Origin of the sequence: Brevundimonas subvibrioides ATCC 15264, from assembly GCF_000144605.1 — a bacterium.
In the GTDB taxonomy this organism is placed as follows: domain Bacteria; phylum Pseudomonadota; class Alphaproteobacteria; order Caulobacterales; family Caulobacteraceae; genus Brevundimonas; species Brevundimonas subvibrioides.
Genome location: NC_014375.1, coordinates 380,035 through 399,705 on the forward strand (window position 1 = coordinate 380,035; position 19,671 = coordinate 399,705).

The 19,671-nt window shown below is 66.8% G+C and carries 13 protein-coding genes; 11 read left to right on the forward strand and 2 right to left on the reverse strand.

Going from position 1 to position 19,671, the window contains the following annotated elements; translation table 11 throughout:
• Positions 1-1,295: 1,295 nt before the first annotated feature.
• Positions 1,296-4,292, forward strand: a complete 2,997-nt coding sequence (locus BRESU_RS01970; protein ID WP_174262865.1) for a TonB-dependent receptor plug domain-containing protein — start codon at positions 1,296-1,298, stop codon at positions 4,290-4,292.
• A 489-nt stretch (positions 4,293-4,781) separates the two neighbouring features.
• Here the strand turns inward: BRESU_RS01970 and BRESU_RS01975 are convergent, their stop codons facing one another.
• Positions 4,782-5,456 (reverse strand): ParA family protein, encoded by a 675-nt coding sequence (locus BRESU_RS01975; protein ID WP_013267811.1) that lies wholly within the window; start codon positions 5,454-5,456, stop codon positions 4,782-4,784.
• Between the two features lie 501 nt (positions 5,457-5,957).
• Between BRESU_RS01975 and BRESU_RS01980 the strand changes: the two genes are divergently transcribed.
• The 3 genes from BRESU_RS01980 to BRESU_RS01990 all read left to right on the forward strand — a co-directional run bounded on the left by BRESU_RS01980 (position 5,958) and on the right by BRESU_RS01990 (position 8,439).
• The gene (locus tag BRESU_RS01980) at positions 5,958-6,695 is read left to right on the forward strand and encodes a CsgG/HfaB family protein (RefSeq protein ID WP_280990775.1); all 738 of its coding nucleotides are present in this window, start codon (positions 5,958-5,960) and stop codon (positions 6,693-6,695) included.
• A 14-nt stretch (positions 6,696-6,709) separates the two neighbouring features.
• Positions 6,710-7,726 (forward strand): CsgG/HfaB family protein, encoded by a 1,017-nt coding sequence (locus BRESU_RS01985; RefSeq protein WP_041761216.1) that lies wholly within the window; start codon positions 6,710-6,712, stop codon positions 7,724-7,726.
• Between the two features lie 212 nt (positions 7,727-7,938).
• On the forward strand, positions 7,939-8,439 hold the full coding sequence (locus BRESU_RS01990; protein ID WP_041761217.1) for a hypothetical protein: 501 nt from the start codon (positions 7,939-7,941) through the stop codon (positions 8,437-8,439).
• A gap of 153 nt (positions 8,440-8,592) precedes the next feature.
• Here the strand turns inward: BRESU_RS01990 and BRESU_RS01995 are convergent, their stop codons facing one another.
• Entirely contained in the window at positions 8,593-9,162 is a 570-nt protein-coding gene (locus BRESU_RS01995) for a helix-turn-helix domain-containing protein (protein WP_013267815.1), read from the reverse strand.
• 36 nt (positions 9,163-9,198) lie between these two features.
• On the opposite strand from BRESU_RS01995, the gene BRESU_RS02000 reads away from it, so the two are divergent.
• The 7 genes from BRESU_RS02000 to BRESU_RS02030 all read left to right on the forward strand — a co-directional run bounded on the left by BRESU_RS02000 (position 9,199) and on the right by BRESU_RS02030 (position 19,560).
• Positions 9,199-10,644, forward strand: a complete 1,446-nt coding sequence (locus tag BRESU_RS02000; RefSeq protein ID WP_013267816.1) for an AbgT family transporter — start codon at positions 9,199-9,201, stop codon at positions 10,642-10,644.
• Positions 10,645-10,808: 164 nt separating this feature from the next.
• Positions 10,809-11,120 (forward strand): hypothetical protein, encoded by a 312-nt coding sequence (locus tag BRESU_RS02005; RefSeq protein WP_169308003.1) that lies wholly within the window; start codon positions 10,809-10,811, stop codon positions 11,118-11,120.
• Positions 11,117-11,554 (forward strand): TadE/TadG family type IV pilus assembly protein, encoded by a 438-nt coding sequence (locus BRESU_RS02010; RefSeq protein ID WP_013267818.1) that lies wholly within the window; start codon positions 11,117-11,119, stop codon positions 11,552-11,554. The genes BRESU_RS02005 and BRESU_RS02010 overlap by 4 nt, the downstream gene beginning before the upstream one ends.
• Positions 11,554-13,185: a TadG family pilus assembly protein gene (locus BRESU_RS02015; RefSeq protein ID WP_013267819.1), complete on the forward strand. Its 1,632-nt coding sequence runs from the start codon at positions 11,554-11,556 to the stop codon at positions 13,183-13,185. The genes BRESU_RS02010 and BRESU_RS02015 overlap by 1 nt, the downstream gene beginning before the upstream one ends.
• A gap of 353 nt (positions 13,186-13,538) precedes the next feature.
• Positions 13,539-14,894: a tetratricopeptide repeat protein gene (locus tag BRESU_RS02020; protein ID WP_013267820.1), complete on the forward strand. Its 1,356-nt coding sequence runs from the start codon at positions 13,539-13,541 to the stop codon at positions 14,892-14,894.
• A gap of 151 nt (positions 14,895-15,045) precedes the next feature.
• Entirely contained in the window at positions 15,046-19,032 is a 3,987-nt protein-coding gene (locus BRESU_RS17635) for a putative Ig domain-containing protein (RefSeq protein ID WP_013267821.1), read from the forward strand.
• 114 nt (positions 19,033-19,146) lie between these two features.
• Positions 19,147-19,560: a hypothetical protein gene (locus BRESU_RS02030; protein ID WP_013267822.1), complete on the forward strand. Its 414-nt coding sequence runs from the start codon at positions 19,147-19,149 to the stop codon at positions 19,558-19,560.
• Positions 19,561-19,671: the final 111 nt, after the last annotated feature.

Sequence of the window (19,671 nt, forward strand, 5' to 3'; positions counted from 1 at the left end):
GCCCGCTCTTCCTGAGGCCGAGCGGCTTACCCGAGTTGGGGAGAACCATGGATTGAGGTGAATCACGGGCTGCTGTCGAACGCCATCGACCTCCAACGGTCCTGCAATCACTGATCCAGAGCACATGGCCCGCGGCAAATTCTATGTCTTCAGGAACGGCTCCCGCTGGAAGATCCGGCACCTCGAAATGGACTACGACTACAGGACGCAGGCCATGGCCATGAAGCATGCAGTCGAGGCCGCCTACAGAACAGGCGAAACGGGTCATGCCGCTCAGGTCTTGATCCAGGGTCATGACGGGCAGTGGCAAACCGATTGGACTTACGGCCACGACCGCTATCCCCGGAGGCACTCGGCCCATGCGCACGGGCCTAAGTAACGCGCGGGACCGGGAGACAAGACGGCAAATGCGATCCAGCCTTGCGCATTGGCCCGCCCGATCCGCGCCACTTTGACCGATATGCGATACTCCGCGTTGCCGGTTCAAAGAGCTGACAGATTTAAGGGTGTCCGAACGCACCCGTCATTCGGCGGACCAAGTCGCAGGTTGGTTCAGAACAAAACAAACGGGCCGTGGCGGGCGCGCCGTCGCACGCCAGCTCGTCTCCGCTTGGCCCATGTAGGTCCCGCGTCGATGGGAGACGAGGCGCTTGCGGCCGCTGATGAAGAACGGCGCGGTTTGTCGACAACAAGAAGATTCAGCCGTGAGAGTTCTCAATATCCGGGTGGCGACGAAATCCTTTTCGGCCTTCATCGCCACTGCATCAGCCTCCGCCGCATCCGCGCCGAGACCCCAACGGCTCGGGCAGCGGCAGCCGCCTGGATCTGCAGGCACGACGCCTGAAAGCTTATCGCGGTTGACCTGACAGCATCGTTTCTGGCCACCGTCGCAAGGCGCGCGGGAGGCATGGCCGTCCTGTCTTGTGAGCCTTGGTTGTCTGGTTCTCCAGGCGGAAGCGCCGCGTCCATAGCGCCTGCGACCGAGGTCAAAGGGCACTGGCACGCCTGAGAGCTGACGCGGCCGTTCTCCCCAAACTGGGGCCTATCAAACGCCGTTGCTGATCCTGCCGCGCTACCGCTCTCGGGCTGACCCAATAGCTTCAGCGGCCTGGCGGCCTTTCCTCTGGTTCTCGAATCTCAGGGTGCCGGGCCCGATGGCTCCTGGTTTCCGCTGCGGCGCACTCGCGTGTCGTAACCGGGTCCGGCTCACTCCCGATTTCGGATCAGGGGACGGCCCCAGCCCCAAGTCCGGCTCGCAAGGGCATGGACGGGCCGGTCGGCGAGGCCGGCCGCCAATGACATGGATCAGGAGAAAAGCTTTGAGTGACCCCCACCTTCGCCGGCGTCTGCTTGGCACCTCGATGTTCGCGGGTGCCGCGATCGTCGCCGCTACCGCGCTGATGGCCTCTCCGGTCTCGGCCCAGGACGCACAGGTCGAGGACGACAGCCAGGTTGATGACATCGTCGTCACCGGCTCGCGCATCACGCGCCAGGACTATCAGGCCACCAGCCCGATCGTGACCGTCAACCAGGAAGATTTCCAGGCGACGGGCTCCGTGACGATCGACACCCTGGTCAACGACCTTCCGCAGTTCGTGCCCTCGGTCAATTCGACCTCGAACAATCCCTCGAACGGGGGCCAGGCCAACATCAACCTGCGCGGCCTGGGCACGCCCCGGACGCTGGTCCTGATGAACGGCCGTCGTGTTGTTCCCTCCAACTCGGACGGTACGGTCGACATCAACCTTCTTCCGACGCCGCTGATCCAGAACATCGAAGTGATTTCGGGTGGCGCGTCGGCTGCCTATGGCTCGGATGCCCTTGCCGGGGTGGCCAACTTTATCCTGAATGAGAACTTCGAGGGCGTTCAGTTCGACTCTCAGTATGGGGTGACCGACCGCAGCGACGGCGTGACCGAATCCTATGCCCTGACGCTGGGCGGGGAAATCGCCGAAGGCCGCGGCCATCTGGTCCTGTCCCTGGGACATTCCAGCCGCGACCAGGTTTTCAACCGCGATCGCGAGTTCTCTGCGATCTCGGGCCCGTCGGGGACATCGCCGCTGGGCAGCACGACGTTCGACTCGAACAATCTGCCGAACCTCACTCTGGTCCGCACCTATTTCAACGACGCGACCCTGACCAACACCGGGCAGTTTGGCTTCAACAACAATGGGTCGCTGTTCAGCTACGTCCGCACCCGGAATTTCCAGAGCCCGGGCGGCATTGACTACGATGGCTTCGCCAACCCGGGGGTCAGCGACTACGTCTATAACACCGGGCCGCTCAACCTGAACCAGCTGGGCCTTGACCGGTGGAACGCCTACGTCGGCGGTCGCTACGAAATCAACCGTGGTGCCGAAGTCTACGCAAACCTGCTGTTCACCGAATACAACTCGGCCAACGAGCTGGCGGCCAGCCCGGCTGCCGGAAACGTGCCCGCCACGGGCTTCCGCGTGCCGGTCACCAACCCTTTCATCACGGCTGACCTGCGCACCCTGCTGAACTCGCGCGCAAACCCGAACGGCTCGTTCCTTCTGAACAAGCGCTTCAATGCCCTCGGGGGTCGTCGCGCGTCCGAAAACTACAACGTCTATCAAAGCACCGTCGGCGTTCGCGGGGAGCTGGTGGGTCTTCGTGACTGGACCTACGATGTCTACGCCCAGTATGGCCGGGTCCTGCGTACGACGCTTCAGAGCGGCAACGTCTCGCGTTCGGCGGTGCAGCGCCTGCTCGACGCGCCGGACGGCGGCAATTCGCTCTGCGCGGGGGGCTTTGACTGGTACGGCGAAACCGAGCTTTCGGCGGCGTGCGTCAATTTCATCGGACGCACGGCGCAAAACCTGACCGAGCAGGAGCAGTCGGTGGTCGAAGGCTCGCTGCAGGGCAGCCTGTTCGAACTGCCGGCCGGCGACCTCCGCTTCGCAGGCGGTATCCAGTATCGTGAAGACGTCTTCGAGTTCCGTCCGGACGCCTCGCTGGCCCAGATCAACCCGATCGTGGTCCGCGCTGACGGCGGTTCCACGGGCGGTTCGGAAATCGCGGGCTTCAACCCGGGACAGCGGCTGGTCGGCGATACGAACTCTGTCGAGTATTTCCTTGAACTGCTGGTTCCGGTCCTGTCGGACCTGCCGTTCGTCCAGCAGCTTGACCTGAACCTCGGCTACCGGATCTCGGACTACTCGACGGTCGGCAAAGTCAGCGCCTACAAGGCTGATCTGGACTGGCAGGTTGTCGACTTCCTGCGGATCCGCGGCGGCGTCCAGCGCGCAGTGCGGGCTCCGTCGGTCGGCGAGCTGTTCGCCCCGATCAACACGAGCTTCCCCAGCGTGGGTGCGGCTTCGGCGACGGGCATTTCCGGCGATCCTTGCGATACACGTTCAAGCTTCCGCCTCGGCGCAAACGCCGCTCAGGTCCGTGCGCTCTGCCTGACGCAGGGCATCTCCGCCTCGGCGATCGACGCCTATGTGTTCACCAACAACCAGGTGCCGGGCATTACCGGTGGCAATCCGGACTTGACCGAGGAAACTTCGGACTCGTTCAACGCCGGGCTGGTGATCCAGTCGCCTTTCGACAATCCCTGGCTCGCAGGCCTGTCGGCCTCGATCGACTACTACAACATCGAAATCCAGGACGTCATCGGCACGATCGGCGCCTCGGCCCAGCTCCAGGGCTGTTTCAATGCGCGGGGTGAGAACCCGACCTACGATCCGAACAACGGCTACTGCCAGCTGTTCGTCCGCGATGCACTGTCGGGCAACATCAGCCAGGCCCGCGAGGTCAACGGCAACCTCGCGACCCTGAAGACGTCCGGCATCGATGCCCAGTTCGACTGGAATTTCGGTCTCGCCGACATCGGCGCGCCCGACTGGGGCGATCTGAACTTCAACCTCGTGCTGGGCTGGCTCGAGAACCGCGAACGTCAGGATGCTCCGGGAGGTCCGTTCACGAACCGGACCGGCACCATCGACAGCGTGTTCGGCAACACCTTCCCTGAGTGGAAGTCGCTGAGCTCGGTCAACTGGGCCTACGGTGCGTTCGGCCTGGGTGCCCGCTGGCGTCACGTCGGCGAGCTGACCCAGTTCGGTACAGCGATCGAGTTGGGGTCGGCCGACTACTTCGACCTGAACGGCAGCTGGGACCTGACCGACACGGTCAGTCTTCGCTTCACGGTGAACAACGTCACCGACGAGCAGCCGATCGTCTACTCTCCGGGCGTTCAGGCCAACACCGACCCGTCGACTTATGACACCCTTGGCCGCCGTTACTCGGTCGGCCTCACCGCACGCTTCTAGGCGTGTCGGAGTTCGGCGGGCGCACGGTCGTGCGCCCGCCGAATGGTCCTTTCACTGGACGCGACGAGGCGTTCGAGATCGGAGTCGCGCAGCGGCGTGTCGCTCCGGTAGCAGCCTCCATCACTCAGCGACCCTTGGCTCAGGCGCCGACGGATCCTTACGAAGGCCCGATGATCCAGCGTGACCAGGTTCTCGCGGTGATGCTGGCTGGATTGAGGTCGAAGTTTTCGGTGCCACCCGTCCGGTCAGCGGCGGCGTGAGCAGATCCGCCCCAAGACGCGGAGTCCTGGGCGAGAGGGTCGGCTTGTCGAAGACTTGGAGTGGGCCCCGGCGGGCCGCGGTTCAGAGCAGCCGGCCCGGGCTGCCAGGTCCGTACGAACGCCGAGCCGGCACGGCCACGGCACGGCTGCGGCTGAAGGTCTTTTGCGGCCCGAGGTCGTCGATGAGATCAGCCCGAGGACCAGGTCGTGCATGATCGGCAATGCGTGCTCAGGGGCTCACAAACGCCATGCTGTCCGCTGCAGGCAGAACCGGTCTCAGGCCAATCTTGCTGTTGACCAAGGCAAACAGGCGCTCGAATTCCTGCGGGCATGAGCCGATACCCCAGCCCGATGCGAAGGTCCCCTTTTCCAACCCCTCCTGGTAGACGCGACGGGCGCACAGGACGCCGATCAGCGGCAAATGGGTGGCTTGCAGCGCTTTCTTCGCCTTTCGGACCTGCGGCGCATCCTCACCAAACCGTTGCGGAGGGGCCTGGTTCAGCACGATCGCGCCGGGGCGATCAATCTGGTTGAGATGGCCGATGGCCTGGGCGGCCGCCGCGAGGTCGAGGAACGTGGGCCGGGCCACGACGAGCACATAGTCCGAAATGGTCAAAGCCACGCTGACGTCGGCTTCGGGGTGAGCCGGCGTATCGACGACGAGGATGTCGTACCCCTCGCGCTCGGCGGCCGCCTTGGTGGTGAACAGCTTGCCCGAGACCGTCGTACGGACGTCGAGGCCCGGCTGCGTGCGAGAATGCAGGTACGCCCAGCTGGAGCGCTGCGGGTCGGAATCGAGAAGAAGAACCCGCTTCCCGGAGCGCTGCCACGTCAGCGCCAGGGCCACCGCCACGGTGGTTTTCCCGGACCCGCCCTTGCGCGCCATGGTGCAGATCGTTTTCACTTGGATGGCCTCCCCTGAAGTCCACTTTGCCGCACGCGCCGTCGATGGCGATTTCGGAGGCGCACGCGGCGTACTGGTAATGAACTTTTCTGGGCACCGATCGCCAATATCCCCATGTCGGGTAAAAAACGGTGTCGGTTTAATCTTGGCGAAACGAAACTATTCTCGTGCCAAAGCAGCCAAAGCAAAAATCAAGTGATCGCTATGAACAATAAATGAGCGCATGCCACTTTGTTAACCATGTCTCGAGTGTTTAGGTATATATACCCGATTTGGGTATTCACTAACTTATTCCGGGTTTCGGTCATTCGACTGGTCCATTCAGTGCAATCCTGACGGTGAGTGTCCAGAATTGTGACACCCCAAGGTGAAGACCCAGAATGGATATACGCAATGTCTAGCCCCGCAGGATCAGGCCGCGGCCTTCAGCAAAGGCTGGGTGGTCTGACCCTCATGGCCGCCCTGATGGCGGCACCCGGTGCCGCTGGTGGCCAGGCTGCGATGCAGCCCGGGGCCGTTGCGCCGCAGGCGATCGCTCCGGACACCGTCCGTTGCCTGCAGCAGACCGGTACAGGCACCGGTTCGCGTCCTCGCATCGCCGTTGGGAACATCAGGGACTTGAGCGGCCGGGTGAGCCTCGAGTCCGGGGCCTTGCTGCCGCAGGGCGCATCGATGTTCGCGATCTCGGCCCTGCTGGAGATGGGCTATCCGGTCGTCGAGCGGTTCGACATGGCGATTGCCGAGATCGAGATAAACTACGCCCGCCAGCAGCTGCTGTCCGACACGCCGGAACTGGCAGGGCAGGTGCAGGACAACTATCGGCGTATCTATCCGGGTCAGATCGCCGGGTCGCGCTTCTATCTGACCGGTGCCCTGACCGAGCTGAATACCGGCGTGTCTTCGCTTTCCGGGGCGGCGTCCGCCACGGCGGTGTCGTCGGCGATCGCGTCGCTCTCGGCGAGCGGCGGCTATGAGCGGGCCAGCGTCGCCCTGGACCTGAGGCTCGTGGACACACTGTCCCAGGAAGTCGTCGGTTCCGCCACGGTTCGGCGGTCTCTTTCCAGCGGCAACCTCTCTGTCGGAGCGATCGGAGCGACGGCCCCCGTGGTCTCGGGCCAGGTCGCCTATGCCCGGTCATCGGAGGTCCAGTATGCGGTGCGCGGGATGGTGGAGGAGGCCGTCCGGGTTCTGGTGGGCGTTCTGGAGTCCTGCCCGACCCAGGGGGCCATCACGCCATGATACGCCCTGGATCAATGTCCGCGATCGGTCTGGTTGCCCTGCTGCTGGCAGGCTGCGCCACGTCGCCGTCGCTGACCACCTTCGAACGGGAATTCGCCCGGACCGGCAGGCAGACCGAAAGTCTGGCCCAGTGTCTCGCTGCATCGGCCGAGGCGACACGTCCGATCCTCGCCGTCGGATCGGTCGCAGACCTGACCGGACGCCAGACCTTCGCGACCGGGCGGGTCGTGACCCAGGGGGCCGGGCTGTTTCTGTCAGCCGATCTCGCCACCTTCGGTATCCGCCTCGCAGAGCGGCAGGACACCTCGGTCCTCGACAGCGAGACGAGGCTGCTGGTGTCCGACACGACGCCCGGCGAGACGGGCCGTATCGCTGGCAGCCGGTACTATGTCTCCGGCGCGATCGTGACGGCTGATCCCGCTGATGCGGCCGGCCTGCAGGGCCAGGCCATCGGCGGGGCCGGCGTGACCCTGAGCAGCACGGAGATGCGGCGCCGGGTCGTCGTCTCGATCCGGATCATCGACAGCCGCTCGCTGCTCATCGCGGCGGTGGGGACATACGAACGTATCGCCGTGTCGACCGATCAGAGCCTTTCGATCTCGGATCCGTCGTCGCTGGATGTGCTGAGGTTCGACGCGCGCCGCAGCGAGAACGACGGCCTCGACCTCGCGACGCGGCTGGCCATCCGGGAAGCCGCCCGGGATATTGCCGTCTGGCTGTCCGGGTCGGACGCCTGTGGCGGCTACAGTGCCGGCTTCCGGCCGGCCTCGCGGGAAGGGACACCTGTGACGCCCGTGGCGACGATCGCCGAACTCGTCCCGGCAGCGCCGTCGCCCACGGGGGATCCGGCCGAAAGGCTCGAGCAACTTGGGGCGGTTCCGGCACCCCGGCATTGGGAAGGACTGGGGGGGCGGACGCTGCGTCCCGGACCGTGGGTTCTGGAACGGCCGGCGACCCGGGCAGGCGCGCGCGTGCCCCGGATTGTGCTAGGCGCTGTCGGCGAGAATGCCGGAGCACCACGCGGCACCTGATCGCCCCCGGCTCCGCAACTTCGGGCATCGACTCGGTCCGGAGCAGAATGCCCATTTTGAGTAATACAGATTCGTATGTCAGGGGAATTCCATTACAGCGCGCTGTCCGTCTAACTAGTCGAGAAGCTAGGCATCCCGCCTTCAAGGAACCCCTTCACATGCGTATGTATGCTGCTGCTCTGATTGCCGCTGTATCTGTCTCTACCCCGGCAATGGCTTCGCAATATCAGACCTCGCCGGCTCCGGCTCAGTATAACGGCGGATCAAACGTTTCTGTTTTCTCCAACAATCACTACGCCTCGCCCACTGCCGTTATCGCCGGCGCGACGCAGGTCGCGGTCGGTACGACCGTCCAGGCCCTGAACCAGGTTTCCGCCTCGGCGCTCAATAACGGCTCCGCCGCCGTCAACACCGGTTCGGTCGCCCTGGTCGCGCCGATCAACGCCCTGAACGGTTCGGTCAGCGCCCTCAACGGTTCGCTGTCGGCCACCACGGGTAATCTGGCCGTGACCACGGGCTCGATCGCCGCGGCTGTGTCGCCCACGCTCAACACGACGATCGCTCCGGTCATCTCGACCCAGGGCCTGGGGACTGCCGCCGGTGCCATCGGCGTGGTCGGCAACGGCGCCGTGGGTGGCACCCTCGGGCTGCTCCGGAACCTGAACGTCAATGTCCTGAGCGGAAACCGCCCCGCCTCCGGCAAGAAGTACTAGGCCCTTCCGTCTCCTGATCGCGAGGGAACTTGCGATCAGGAGACCCTGGCAGGGTCGCTACCCAATGGGCGCGCGACGCGCACCTTTTTCCAGAGAGCTCCCGTCCTGATCCGGCCAGGTGGCCGATCGGGACGACAGGGCCCGGCCTCGATCTCAGGCCACGGGGTCGATCGCGGCCCGGACTTCGGGCTCGTTGGCACGGGGCTGGAGAAAACTTTCCCAGTTCCCACCTGCCGTATCGACCGATTTCTCGGCGATCGTCGTATGGATGCGCGTCGCCAGTTCCGCCATCTTCGGCGCGATGGATTTCACGCAGTCGCGAAGTCCCTCCCGCTTCATGGTTTCCGAGCTCACGAAGAACGAACGGGAGCCCTGCCGCTCCAGCAGCTTCTGCTCGACCAGTTCATGGACGTGACGGCGGACCGTTTCGTAGGGCAGGGCCAGATACTCGGAGATGCTGAGTACCGATACGGCACGCCTCAGGTCGTCCGGGAAGATGCCTCCTTCGGCTTCCGCTCGCAGCTGATTGCGATGGTTCAGGTGGCCAACGCTCGATCGGGCGGCACCGTAGAAGACCATCATCCGCGTGACGTCGCCGCCGAACGGTGCGGCGCAGATGGGAATGAAGCGTAGCAGTGCGTCTATCGTCTGAGCGTACACGTAACTGTCAAGCTCGGTTCGATCTGCCGTATCGGGCTCTGCGGTTGGGGCAATCATCATCATCGACGTTACGTATATCAGCGGTCTGGTAAACCTCTCGTGAAGGGCACGATCGGCATAGGCGCGGCCACGGTCGCCGTGGTCGCGGCCCTGTCCGTCGTGGGTGCATCACAGGGCTGGACGTTCGGCAACGACAGCGCGGACGTTGTGCAGAGCCTGCTCGTCCCGGACTCCATCAGGGTTTTCCTGACGGAAGCCCCTTCAATCGCGATCGGCTATCCTCCGTTCGGGACCATCCTGCTCTGCAGCCTCGGCGCCGGGGTCATGGCGGCGTCCGGATTGCTTCACGCCATCGCTGATTTCGTCGCTCGAAAGGTGCCGGGCGTCCTGATCACACCCGCGGTCTTCCTGATGGGACTGATCTGTCATCAGGTCTCCGACGCCCTCTATGTCGTCTACCTGCCGCTATGTGGCATGATCTTCCAGACCCGGGGACGCAATCCGGTGCTCGGGGTCATGCTGGGGTTCGCCGCCTTCTCCGGGGCGCTTTATGCCAGTCTTTTCCCGGGCCTGCAGGACATCGTCCTGCTGGGGATCACGGAACAGGCCGCGCGAGCGGCTGGCATTGCCGGGACCATTTCCCCCATGGCCAACATGTGGTTCTCATCCGCCAACGCCGTGGCGCTTACTCTGGTCGCGTGGGCCCTGGTGGACCGCGTGGTCCCTCGCTTCGCCGGTGCCTCCGACGAGGCGACCGCAGCGCCGGCCACGACCCGGGCCTTCGGCGACGGAGGGCTGCCGGATTCCCGCGGGCTGCTTGCGGCGGGTGCGGCTAGCCTTCTGGTTCTCGCAGGGTTCGCCCTCCTCGCCCTTGTTCCGGACGTCAGCCCGTTGCGGACGGATACGGCCGCCGGCATGGCCCGCTTCGAGCCGCTTTATAAATCCGGGGCCGCCATCATCACGCTGACCTCGGCCGCCGCCGGCACGGCGTACGGGTTCGCCTCCGGCCGCTGGCGTAAACTCCACCGCGTCGCCCAGGCGGTCGAAGCGTCGATGCGCGACCTCACGCCGTTCCTCCTGATGGCCATCTTCATCGCCTTCGTGGTCAAGGCTATCGATGTCTCCAACCTCGGGCGCCTCGCCGCGCACCATCTGGCGGAACTGGTCAGGGCCAGCGACTGGCATGAGAGCGCCATCGCTGCCTTGCTGATGGCCGTCACGGCCCTGGCGGATTTCCTGATGTTCTCCGCATCGGCCAAATGGACGGTCATCGCGCCGACCGTCCTGCCCGCCCTGGATCAGTCGGGGGTTTCTCCTGCCGTCGCGACCGCCGCCTTCCGCGTCGGCGATGCCGTCGTCAACGTCGTCAACCCGCTCCAGCCAGCCGCCGTTTATGCTCTGATCAGCGCCACCGCCTGGGACCGATCCCTGTCCATGGCCCGTCTGATGGGTCGAATGGCCGCCTTCGCCGCGTCATTCTTTGTAGTCGGATTGACGATGCTCATGATCTGGTCCGCGCTTGGTCTGCCCTTCGGACCGGGTTGATAGGTAGGTACTTTTAAGTATCCAGCGCCGGTTATTGGCCGGTCTCTTTATCCATCTCCCCAAAATGGGTAAATTGAACCGAGCATAAAGCAACGCGAGCCCCTGGATTCACGTGTCGTCAATGGCCCCTTGAGAAACCAGGGTATCGCCAGTCGACTGCGGATGTGCCTGTGCTCTCGTCTTTAGAAAAGATCCTTTTTCATGCCGACCACCTCCTCGCGGAGGCTCGAGCCGCCGGCGCTGGACCGGACGAAATCGACGACATGCTGGGTGAGATTACCCATCTGGAACGTCAGGCCCTCCGCTGCCGGATCACCAATCCCGCAGGCGCGGCGGCCAAGCTGAGGATTCTGTCGCGCCACCTTGCCGGCGACTGTGATCCGGTGGTCAGGGAGGCGGTCTTCGATCTCGCCCTCTGGGCCACCGGCACGGAAACGGACTCGACCGACGACGATTATCTGGACGTGGCGGCGTGACCGGGACCGGGATCTTCCCGGGCCTTTGCGGTGCCCGTGGCCCGTCGCCGAGAGAGGGCTCGGCTGCCGTCGAGTTCGCCCTGGTCGCGCCGGTCTTCATCGCGCTGCTGATGGGCGTTGCGGTATACGGCGGCTGGTTCTGGCTCGCCAACAGCGCGCAATCGCTGGCGACCGAAGCCGCCAGAGCCGCTATCGGGGGTCTGGACACCCCGGAGCGTGTGGCCTTGGCCAGCGAGTTCACCGCGGCCAACACGGCGGGTCTCGGTTTCGACCCCAAGACCGTGTCGACGGCCGTCGAGGCCACCGACACCCAGATCAACGTGACGATCTCGGTCGATATCCGGACTCATCCGCTGATGGCCCTGCGGGGCTTTCTGCCGGCACCGCCCGTCACCATCACGCGCACCGCCGTGGTCCGCACGGGGGGCTTCTGATGTTGCGCCCGTCGGGTTTCCGTCAAGACACACGGGGCGGCATCGCCGTGATGGCGGCCGCGGCCGGTAGCCTGATCTGCGCGCTGGCGGCCATCAGCATCGACGTCGCTTCTGTAGCCCTGTCCGGTCGCACGCTTCAGGGGGTCGCGGACCTCGCCGCCATGTCGGCGGCGGCGAATCTCGACGTGGCGGACCAGGCCGCGCAAGCGACTGTGTCGGCCAATCTGCGCGCCGCCACCGTAAAGACCGAACTCGGCGCCTATGTCGCCGACCCGGACATCGCGCCGTCCGGCCGCTTCAGCGTCCAGGCGGACTCCGCCAACGCCGCGCGGGTCACGGTCACCGCCACCGCACCGCTTTTCTTCGGCAAGATCGTTATCGGCAAGGATGAGGTCGTCCAGGTGCGCTCGGCGGTGGCTGCGGCCCGGATCGAACCGCCGCGGGCCATGTTCTCGATCGGGTCGCGTCTCGCAGCGGTCGATGGCGGGGTGGCGAACGCCGTCATCGGCGGGCTGACGGGCAGTTCCGTGTCGCTGACCGTGATGGACTACGACGCCCTGGCCTCCGCGCGCATCAACCTGCTCGGATTCTTCGACGCCCTGGCCACCGAGACGGGGGTCACGGTCGGCGACTACGAGACCCTTGTAAACACCACCGTCGATGCCGGGAGGATCGTGAAGGTTCTGGAGAGCTTGAGTACCGGCCAGGATGCGGCGGCGCTCAGGAAACTCCGGACGCCCGCCGCCAATGTCCGCGTCCGGATTGGTGACGTCATCGGGATCGAGGCCGATGCCGGGCGCGGTCTGGCGGAGGGGCTGGATGCCTCGGTCACCGCGCTTGATCTCGTCATGGCCACGCTCGAGACCGGGGGCAGTCGACAGGTGAAACTGGACCTCGCGGCCAACGCCCAGCTGGCCGGCGCGCAGGTCTTCCTGGCCATCGGCGAACGCCCCAATCGATCGCCCTGGCTGTCGGTGACGAAGACCGGCCAGCCGATCATCCGGACGGCGCAAGCCAGGGTGTTCATCAGGGCCAGAACAGCGAAAGCCCTGTCGGGCCTGGCCCAGGTCGATGTGCCGATCCTGCTCGAGCTGGCACCGGGCGAAGCCTATCTCCAGGCCATCGATTGCAAGACAGGGTCGGTCGATCTGGCCGTCAAGCCCGGCTTGCTGACCGCTCAGATCGGCGAAGTGGACGAACGCGATCTGAATGACTTCAAGACCGCCCTGAAACCGCGGGAGGCCACGCTGGTGTCGGCGCTGGGGCTGCTGTCGGTCAAGGCCAGTGGCAAGGTCCAGGCCACAGATGTCCGTCATCAGACAACCCGCTTTTCGGAGGCCGACATCGCGGCGGCGAGAAAACGAACGGTGACGTCCAGCAGTCTGGTCCAGGGCGCCATCAGCAGTCTTCTCGGCAGCGCCAGCCTGAACATCGAGGCGCTGGGTCTGGGTCTCAATGTCTCGAGACTCACCAGCGCCCTCAACCTGCTGCTGACGCCCATCGGCCCTCTACTCGACAGCACCCTGAACACCGTGCTCGGCGTTGCGGGCCTCAAGCTGGGCCAGGCCGACGTCACGGTTCACGGTCTGACCTGCCCCTCATCCGCGACACGCCCCGTGCTGGTCCGCTGACCCGGCCGGGGCGATCTACCCAGAACGAGCATGAGCCCCGCCACGCAAGGGCCGGGCTGCGGTAAACCGTGCCCGCTGCCCACCAGCGCTGACGATCCGGCGGCCATCCATGCGGGACCCAACCCCCGCGCGCCGCCGGGTCGTCACACCGGAACGCCAGATCCGGTTTCTTCGGGGCGATCCCGTCTGGACGCGTCCGGATCTGCCCGGGCCGGTATCCGGAACACCGTCTTCGTTTCGGGGTCGGCCCGCTTGCCTTTTTCCTCGATCAGGATCCACCCTCGTCGCCCTTTCGGCCATGTGAGGGGTTGTCACGCGCGGTCTGGAGCAAGATACCCGGGTGGGGGAAACGAATGAGCGACGGTCGGTTGAAGGGCTGGAAGCAGATCGCCGAGCATCTCGGCGTTTCTCCCGGCACGGCGATGCGCTGGTCCCGTCGACCCGGCTTCCCGGTTATTCGCGCGGGCGAGCACGGGTCTGTCTATGCGTTGCCGCAAGCGCTGGAGGCGTGGCTGGCCAATGCCGACGAGCGGCCTGACGATCCGGATCTCAATCCCGATGCCGAGGCTCCGGATGTTGCCGACAGGCCCGGGATCGAAGACCGGACCTGGCTGAGCGGACCGCTGCGGGCCGTCCGGGCCCGGCCGCGCGCTGTTCTGGGCGTGGCCGCGGGGCTTGCGATGGTGGCGATCCTCGCTGTGGCCGTGTCGCGGATCGAGACCGGGGGCCCCGCGCGCCCGGTCGCAGACGCGGCCCTGACCGCCAGCTATCTCGAGGCCCGGGCGGACTGGGCCGAGCGCAGCCCCGCCAGCCTCGCCCGCGCGACCGAGAAATTCCGGCTCATGATCAGCCAGCATCCGGACTACCATCCGGCCTTCACCGGCCTGGCCGACGCCTACATCCTGTCGTGCGAGTTCGACGACGCGGACCGCGACGCCGCCTTCGCCGCCGCACGGGCGGCCGTCACGACCGCGCTCGCGCTCGCACCGGGCGATGCGGACGCCAACCGGGTGGCCGGCTTTCTCGAATACTGGACCCACCGCGACCTCGCCCGCGCGCGGCCCTATTTCGAGCGCGCCGCCCGCGCGCGGCCCGACGACTATCTGATCCATCTCTGGTACGGCAACGCGCTGATCGATGGCGGCCGGGTCAGCGAGGGCGCCGAACATCTGCGGCGCGCCGTGATCCTCGCGCCCGACTCCCCGGCCGTCCTGACCGACTATGCGATCGCCCTGTGGCAGGCCGGGGATCGACCGGCGGCGCTGCAACGTCTGGCGGCCGTCGAGCGCCGCTTTCCCACCCATTCCGCTGCGCCCGGCGCGGCCGCGCTGTTCCACCTGCAGGCGGGCGACGTCGCCGCCTATCTCGCCGCATCGCGCCGCTGGGCGTCGCTGATCCGGGCGACGCCGCAGCTCGAACGCCTTGATCGCGAACAGGCGGCCTACGACGCCGGAGGCGCGCCGGCGGCCCTGAAGCTGATGAGCACAGCCCCGGCTCTGGAGACGTCTTTCTGGCACGGCGGCAACCTGCCGGCCGCGATCGCGGCCGCGAGGCTGGGCGATCGGAGCGCCCTTCTGGAGCGGCTCAGGGATGTGTCCGTCCGCCGGGAGAACTGGCGCGATCTCGACTTCCCGGCGGGGGCATTCGAGCCGTGGCGCGACGATCCCGAACTCAAGCCGCTGCTGGACGCGGTGTTCGGCCGGGCCTGACGCCCTCTCAAATCCTATCAAATGCTATCATCTGCGATCAAAACCCCAGAATGGGGAGTTTGTTCATTGATCGCATCCCCCTCCGTCACGCAACGGCACGGCCGATTATGGGCCGACGCACAGGGCGTCGTTCCCCGCCGGAAATGCCGCCATGCGTCTTGTTCGTTCTGCTCTGTCTGGTCTCTGGCGCGCCACGTGCGTGGGCGGTTTGAATGCCGTTGTCGCTGCAGTCGGCTTGTCGATCCTTGTGGGCTTCGCAGCCGCACCTGCGGCGGCGCAGACAACGAACCTCAGCGGGACGTCGCGGTCTACGTTCGACAACAACGGCAGCGTCTACGGTGATGGAGACGGCTTTATCCAATGGGGCACCCAGGCGGGGTTCGGTTTTCGGGGTGTGATCACATTCAACGTGCCGGCGGGAAGTCCGTCGATCACCGCAGCCGAGGTAAGAGTACCGGGAAGCAGCAACGTCGCCAACAGCCCCGCAACCGAACTCCGCAATGTATCCACTCCGTTCACCTACGCAGCCGTAGGTAGCGGCGCATTGATCGGCGGGCCCACGGCCGTCATCCGCACCTCCACTACCCCAATCCAGCTCAATGCAGCCGGCGTGTCCGCGCTGAATGCACTCGCCGCTGCCGGTGGCGGCACGTTGAACATCGGTTTCAAGATCGGGACCGAGAACCTTTCCAGAGAAGAAGTCTACTACACGGGTTTGTCAGCATCCTCGTTCAGCTTGGTCATCACAAGACCGACGCTGACGATTTCGCCGACGTCCCTGCCGTCGGCCCGCGTGGGAGAAGCCTTTAGTCAGTCCATCTCTGCCTCCGGTGGGACCGCCCCCTACAGCTTTGCCGTCACCACGGGCGCGCTTCCGGCTGGCATGACCCTGTCGTCGTCCGGGACCCTGTCGGGCACGCCGACGGCCGGAGGATCGTTCAACTTCACCGTCCAGGCGACGGACGGCCAGAGCGTCACCGGGTCGCGAAGCTACAGCCTGACGGTCCAGTCGCCGACGATCAGCCTGCCGTTCCAGGCGGATCCCTTCAAGGCCGTGGTCAACCAGCCGTTCCGCGCGTCGATCCCGACGCCGACCGGCGGTACCGCACCCTACAGCTACGCGCTGCTCAGCGGCACCCTGCCAGCAGGGATCACCCTGTCGGCCGCGGGTGTCCTTTCCGGCACGCCCACGACAGTCGGCTTCACCAACCTGACCATCCAGGCCTTCGACAGCTCGACGGGCACGGGACCCTACAACGCCATCCAGAGCTACAGCCTCCTGGTGGATCCAGGCGTCGTTCTCGGCACGGCCGAGCCTTCCTTTGCGACGGCGGGCCAGACCTATTCGCACACCTTCACCGTCACCGGCGGAACGGCACCCTACAGCTTCGCCGTGACGGCCGGGTCCCTGCCGGCGGGTGTGATGCTGTCGTCGTCGGGAGCCCTGTCGGGGACGCCCACCGCCACGGGGTCGTTCAGCTTCACCGTCACCGCGACGGACGGCCAGAACATGATGGGATCGCGAGCCTACAGCCTGTCCGTCCGGGGCCCTTCGATCGCCCTGCCCGGGACCGAGCCCTTCATGGCCGTGGTCAACCAGCCGTTCCGCGCCTCGATCCCGGCGGCGAGCGGCGGCACCGCACCCTATAGCTACGCGCTGACCAGCGGCACCCTGCCGGACGGGGTCACCCTGTCTTCCGACGGTGTCCTGTCGGGTACGCCCACGACGGCCGGGAGTTTCGACGTGGTCATCCAGGCGACCGACAGCACCACGGGCACGGGGCCCTTCAACTCCGCCGGCCAGGAATACGCCTTCGTGGTGGACCCGGGCGTGCCTGTGGCGGAGGCCTCGTCGGTGTCGCTGCCGTTCGGCACGGCGTCGATGACGGTTCCCCTGACCCTGTCGGGTGGCGCGGCGACGTCGGTGTCGATCACGACCCCGCCGACGCGCGGCACGGCCACGGTCAGCGGCACCTCGATCACCTATCAGTTCACCGAGGCCGGCTATGTCGGGTCGGACAGCTTCGCCTACACCGCCAGCAATGCGAACGGGACGTCCGAGCCGACCACGGTGACGGTCACCCGGGCGGCCCCGACGGTCGTCCTGGCGGGCGGCGCCCAGCCCGAAGCCCGGGTGGGCGTGGCCTACAGCCAGACCCTGTCGGCCACGGGCGGCACGGCGCCCTATACCTATGCGGTCACGGGCGGCGCCCTGCCGGCCGGGGTGACCCTGTCGTCCGCCGGCCTGCTCTCGGGGACGCCGACGGCGGGGGGCGCCTTCAGCTTCACGGTCACCGCGACCGACAGCTCGACCGGGACCGGCCCCTTCCGTGTCGCCGCCGCCCACAGCCTGACGGTCGCCGGCGCGTCGGTGACGGTGTCCGGCGCCGCCCTGCCGGCGGGAAGCCGCGGCACGCCCTACAGCCAGGCCGTCACGGCGTCCGGCGGGGTCGCGCCCTATAGCTATGCCGTCTCGTCCGGCACCCTGCCGGCTGGCCTGACCCTGTCGAGCAGCGGCCAGATCAGCGGAACGCCGACCGCGGTCGGGACCTTCGCCTTCCAGGTCCGCGCCACCGACAGCGCCACGGGCGAGGGACCGTATTCGGGAACGGCCAACCTGAGCGTGACGATCAACGCGGCCACCGTGACGGTGACCCCGGCGGTCCTGGCCGATGCCCTGGAAGGGGTGGCCTTCAGCCAGCAGTTCCAGGCGTCCGGCGGGCAGGGGAGCTACAGCTTCGCGGTCACCGCCGGCAGCCTGCCGGCCGGACTGATCCTGAGCCCGGGCGGCCTGCTGCGCGGTACGCCGACCACGGCGGGGACCTTCGCCTTCACGGTCACGGCCACGGACGGCTTCGGCAACACCGGCGCCGCGGCGATCCGGGTGACGGTCACCAGTCGTCCCGACCCGGCTGCGGATCCGGACGTGCGCGGGCTCAACACGGCCCAGGCCGAGGCCACGCGGCGACTGGTCGGCACCCAGCTGCAGACCTTCGGCCGCCGCCTCGAGCAGCTGCACCGCGGCGGCGAGGCCCAGGCGCGCACGAGCCTGAACCTGACCCTGGACGGCAGCGCCTTCGCGCCGCCGGACGCCGGCCGCCGGACCATGGGCGAGCTGTCGCAGTTCCTCGACCTCCAGGAGGGCCGCGATCGCCAGACGGCGGAGCGTGACGCCCTGACCCGGATGGTCTGGGGCGACCGGGCCCAGGCCGGCAACGGAACGGGCAACGGAACCGGCAACGCGGCCGGGACGGCGGACGCCCGCCGCACCGCCGCCGACACCGGAACCGGCGGCGCGGACGCGGTCTCGGGCCCGCGGGTCTGGGTCGGAGGCTCGATCAGCCTGGGCGAGCGTGATGCGACGACCCGGACGGCCGAGCTGTCGATCACCACCTCGGGGATCAGCGCCGGTGTCGACGTGAGCCTGTCCGACGTCCTCGATCTGGGGGTCGGGGTCGGCTACGGCCGGGAGGACACGGATGTGGGATCCGACAGCTCGCGCATGGAATCCTACACCCGTCTGGCGGTGGCCTACGGCAGCTGGCGGCCGATGGCGGATGTGTTCGTCGACGGCACGCTCGGCTACGCCCAGCTGGACTTCACCACCCGGCGCCGGACCCCCGTGGACCGGAGCCTGGTGTCCGGCGAGCGCGACGGTTCGGCGCGGTTCGGTTCGCTGTCGGCGGGCCTGGACCGGGTCGCGGGGGCGGCGCGCTGGATCGGCTATGGCCGGGTCGAGGTGATGAACGCCGACCTCGATGCCTATGTCGAAGCCGGCTCGCCGCTCTGGGCGCTCCGCTACGAGGCGCGCGACCTGGAGTCGCTGCAGGGGGCCGTGGGTCTGCGCTACGAGCGCGAGATCCTGCGCGGCGAGGACGTCTGGACCCCCGGGGTGCGGGTGGAGTGGGCGCGTGAGTTCGGCGACGCCGGACCCCAGGCCCTGCGCTACGCCGACTTCCTGACCGGGCCCGGCTTCCTGATCGGTCAGGAGGGCTGGGAGCGCTCGAGCCTGAACCTCGGGCTCACCCTCGGCTGGCGCTCGGGCGGCGGCTGGTCGCTGTCCGCCGACTACGACGGCGCCTTCAGCGACGGCCAGAGCCTCCACGGCCTGCGCGCCAGGATGAGCAAGGCCTTCTGAGGCCAACCCGGCAACAGGGGTCGCGCCACCGCGCGGCCCCTGTTCCACCCTTCGCTCAACCGTCGGGCGCGCCTTTACCCGAACCCGATCATCCAGGCTGAACAGGCTGCCGACATGGACCGTGTCACGAAGGGGTTCGGAGCATTCCACAGGCTACGTCTGACGCGGTTCATCCTGGCCGCGGCGGCCGTCTGGGTCTCGGTGTGGGTGGGCATCTGGGCCTGTGCGAGCCATCGCACGGCCGTCATCGATCGATCGATCTCTGCGGAGCGCACGTCAGCGCTGACGCTGATCTCGAGCCTCGCGCCACCGACGATCGACCCGCTGAACGCGTCCAAGAGAGTGCGTCTGACGACCATCGGCAACCGCATCGACCGCGACCTGGTCCGGCGCGACGCCACGCACCGCTGGGCGGACCGTGCGCAAGGGTGGGGTCCCCTCGGGCTGGCGCTGATCCTGTCCCTGATCCTTCCGGCGGTGTGGCTCCGCGGCCGTTCCGGACGACGCGAGTGGTTTCGACATCCCTAGGCTGGAGCGCCTTTCAGAGGGCGAGACCACCCGCTTCCACGCCGATGTCGATCACGACCGAGCGGCGACCGCTTCCTGGACAGCGGCAGGATAGGGGACCTGGCGACCCGG

Coding starts and splice junctions, on each gene's coding strand:
- BRESU_RS17635 (WP_013267821.1), top strand. CDS start 15,046: ATGCGTCTTGTTCGTTCTGCTCTGTCTGGTCTCTGGCGCGCCACGTGC.
- BRESU_RS02030 (WP_013267822.1), top strand. CDS start 19,147: ATGGACCGTGTCACGAAGGGGTTCGGAGCATTCCACAGGCTACGTCTG.
- BRESU_RS01990 (WP_041761217.1), top strand. CDS start 7,939: ATGGCTTCGCAATATCAGACCTCGCCGGCTCCGGCTCAGTATAACGGC.
- BRESU_RS01970 (WP_174262865.1), top strand. CDS start 1,296: ATGACATGGATCAGGAGAAAAGCTTTGAGTGACCCCCACCTTCGCCGG.
- BRESU_RS01995 (WP_013267815.1), bottom strand. CDS start 9,162: ATGATGATGATTGCCCCAACCGCAGAGCCCGATACGGCAGATCGAACC.
- BRESU_RS02015 (WP_013267819.1), top strand. CDS start 11,554: ATGTTGCGCCCGTCGGGTTTCCGTCAAGACACACGGGGCGGCATCGCC.
- BRESU_RS01985 (WP_041761216.1), top strand. CDS start 6,710: ATGTCCGCGATCGGTCTGGTTGCCCTGCTGCTGGCAGGCTGCGCCACG.
- BRESU_RS01980 (WP_280990775.1), top strand. CDS start 5,958: ATGCAGCCCGGGGCCGTTGCGCCGCAGGCGATCGCTCCGGACACCGTC.
- BRESU_RS02020 (WP_013267820.1), top strand. CDS start 13,539: ATGAGCGACGGTCGGTTGAAGGGCTGGAAGCAGATCGCCGAGCATCTC.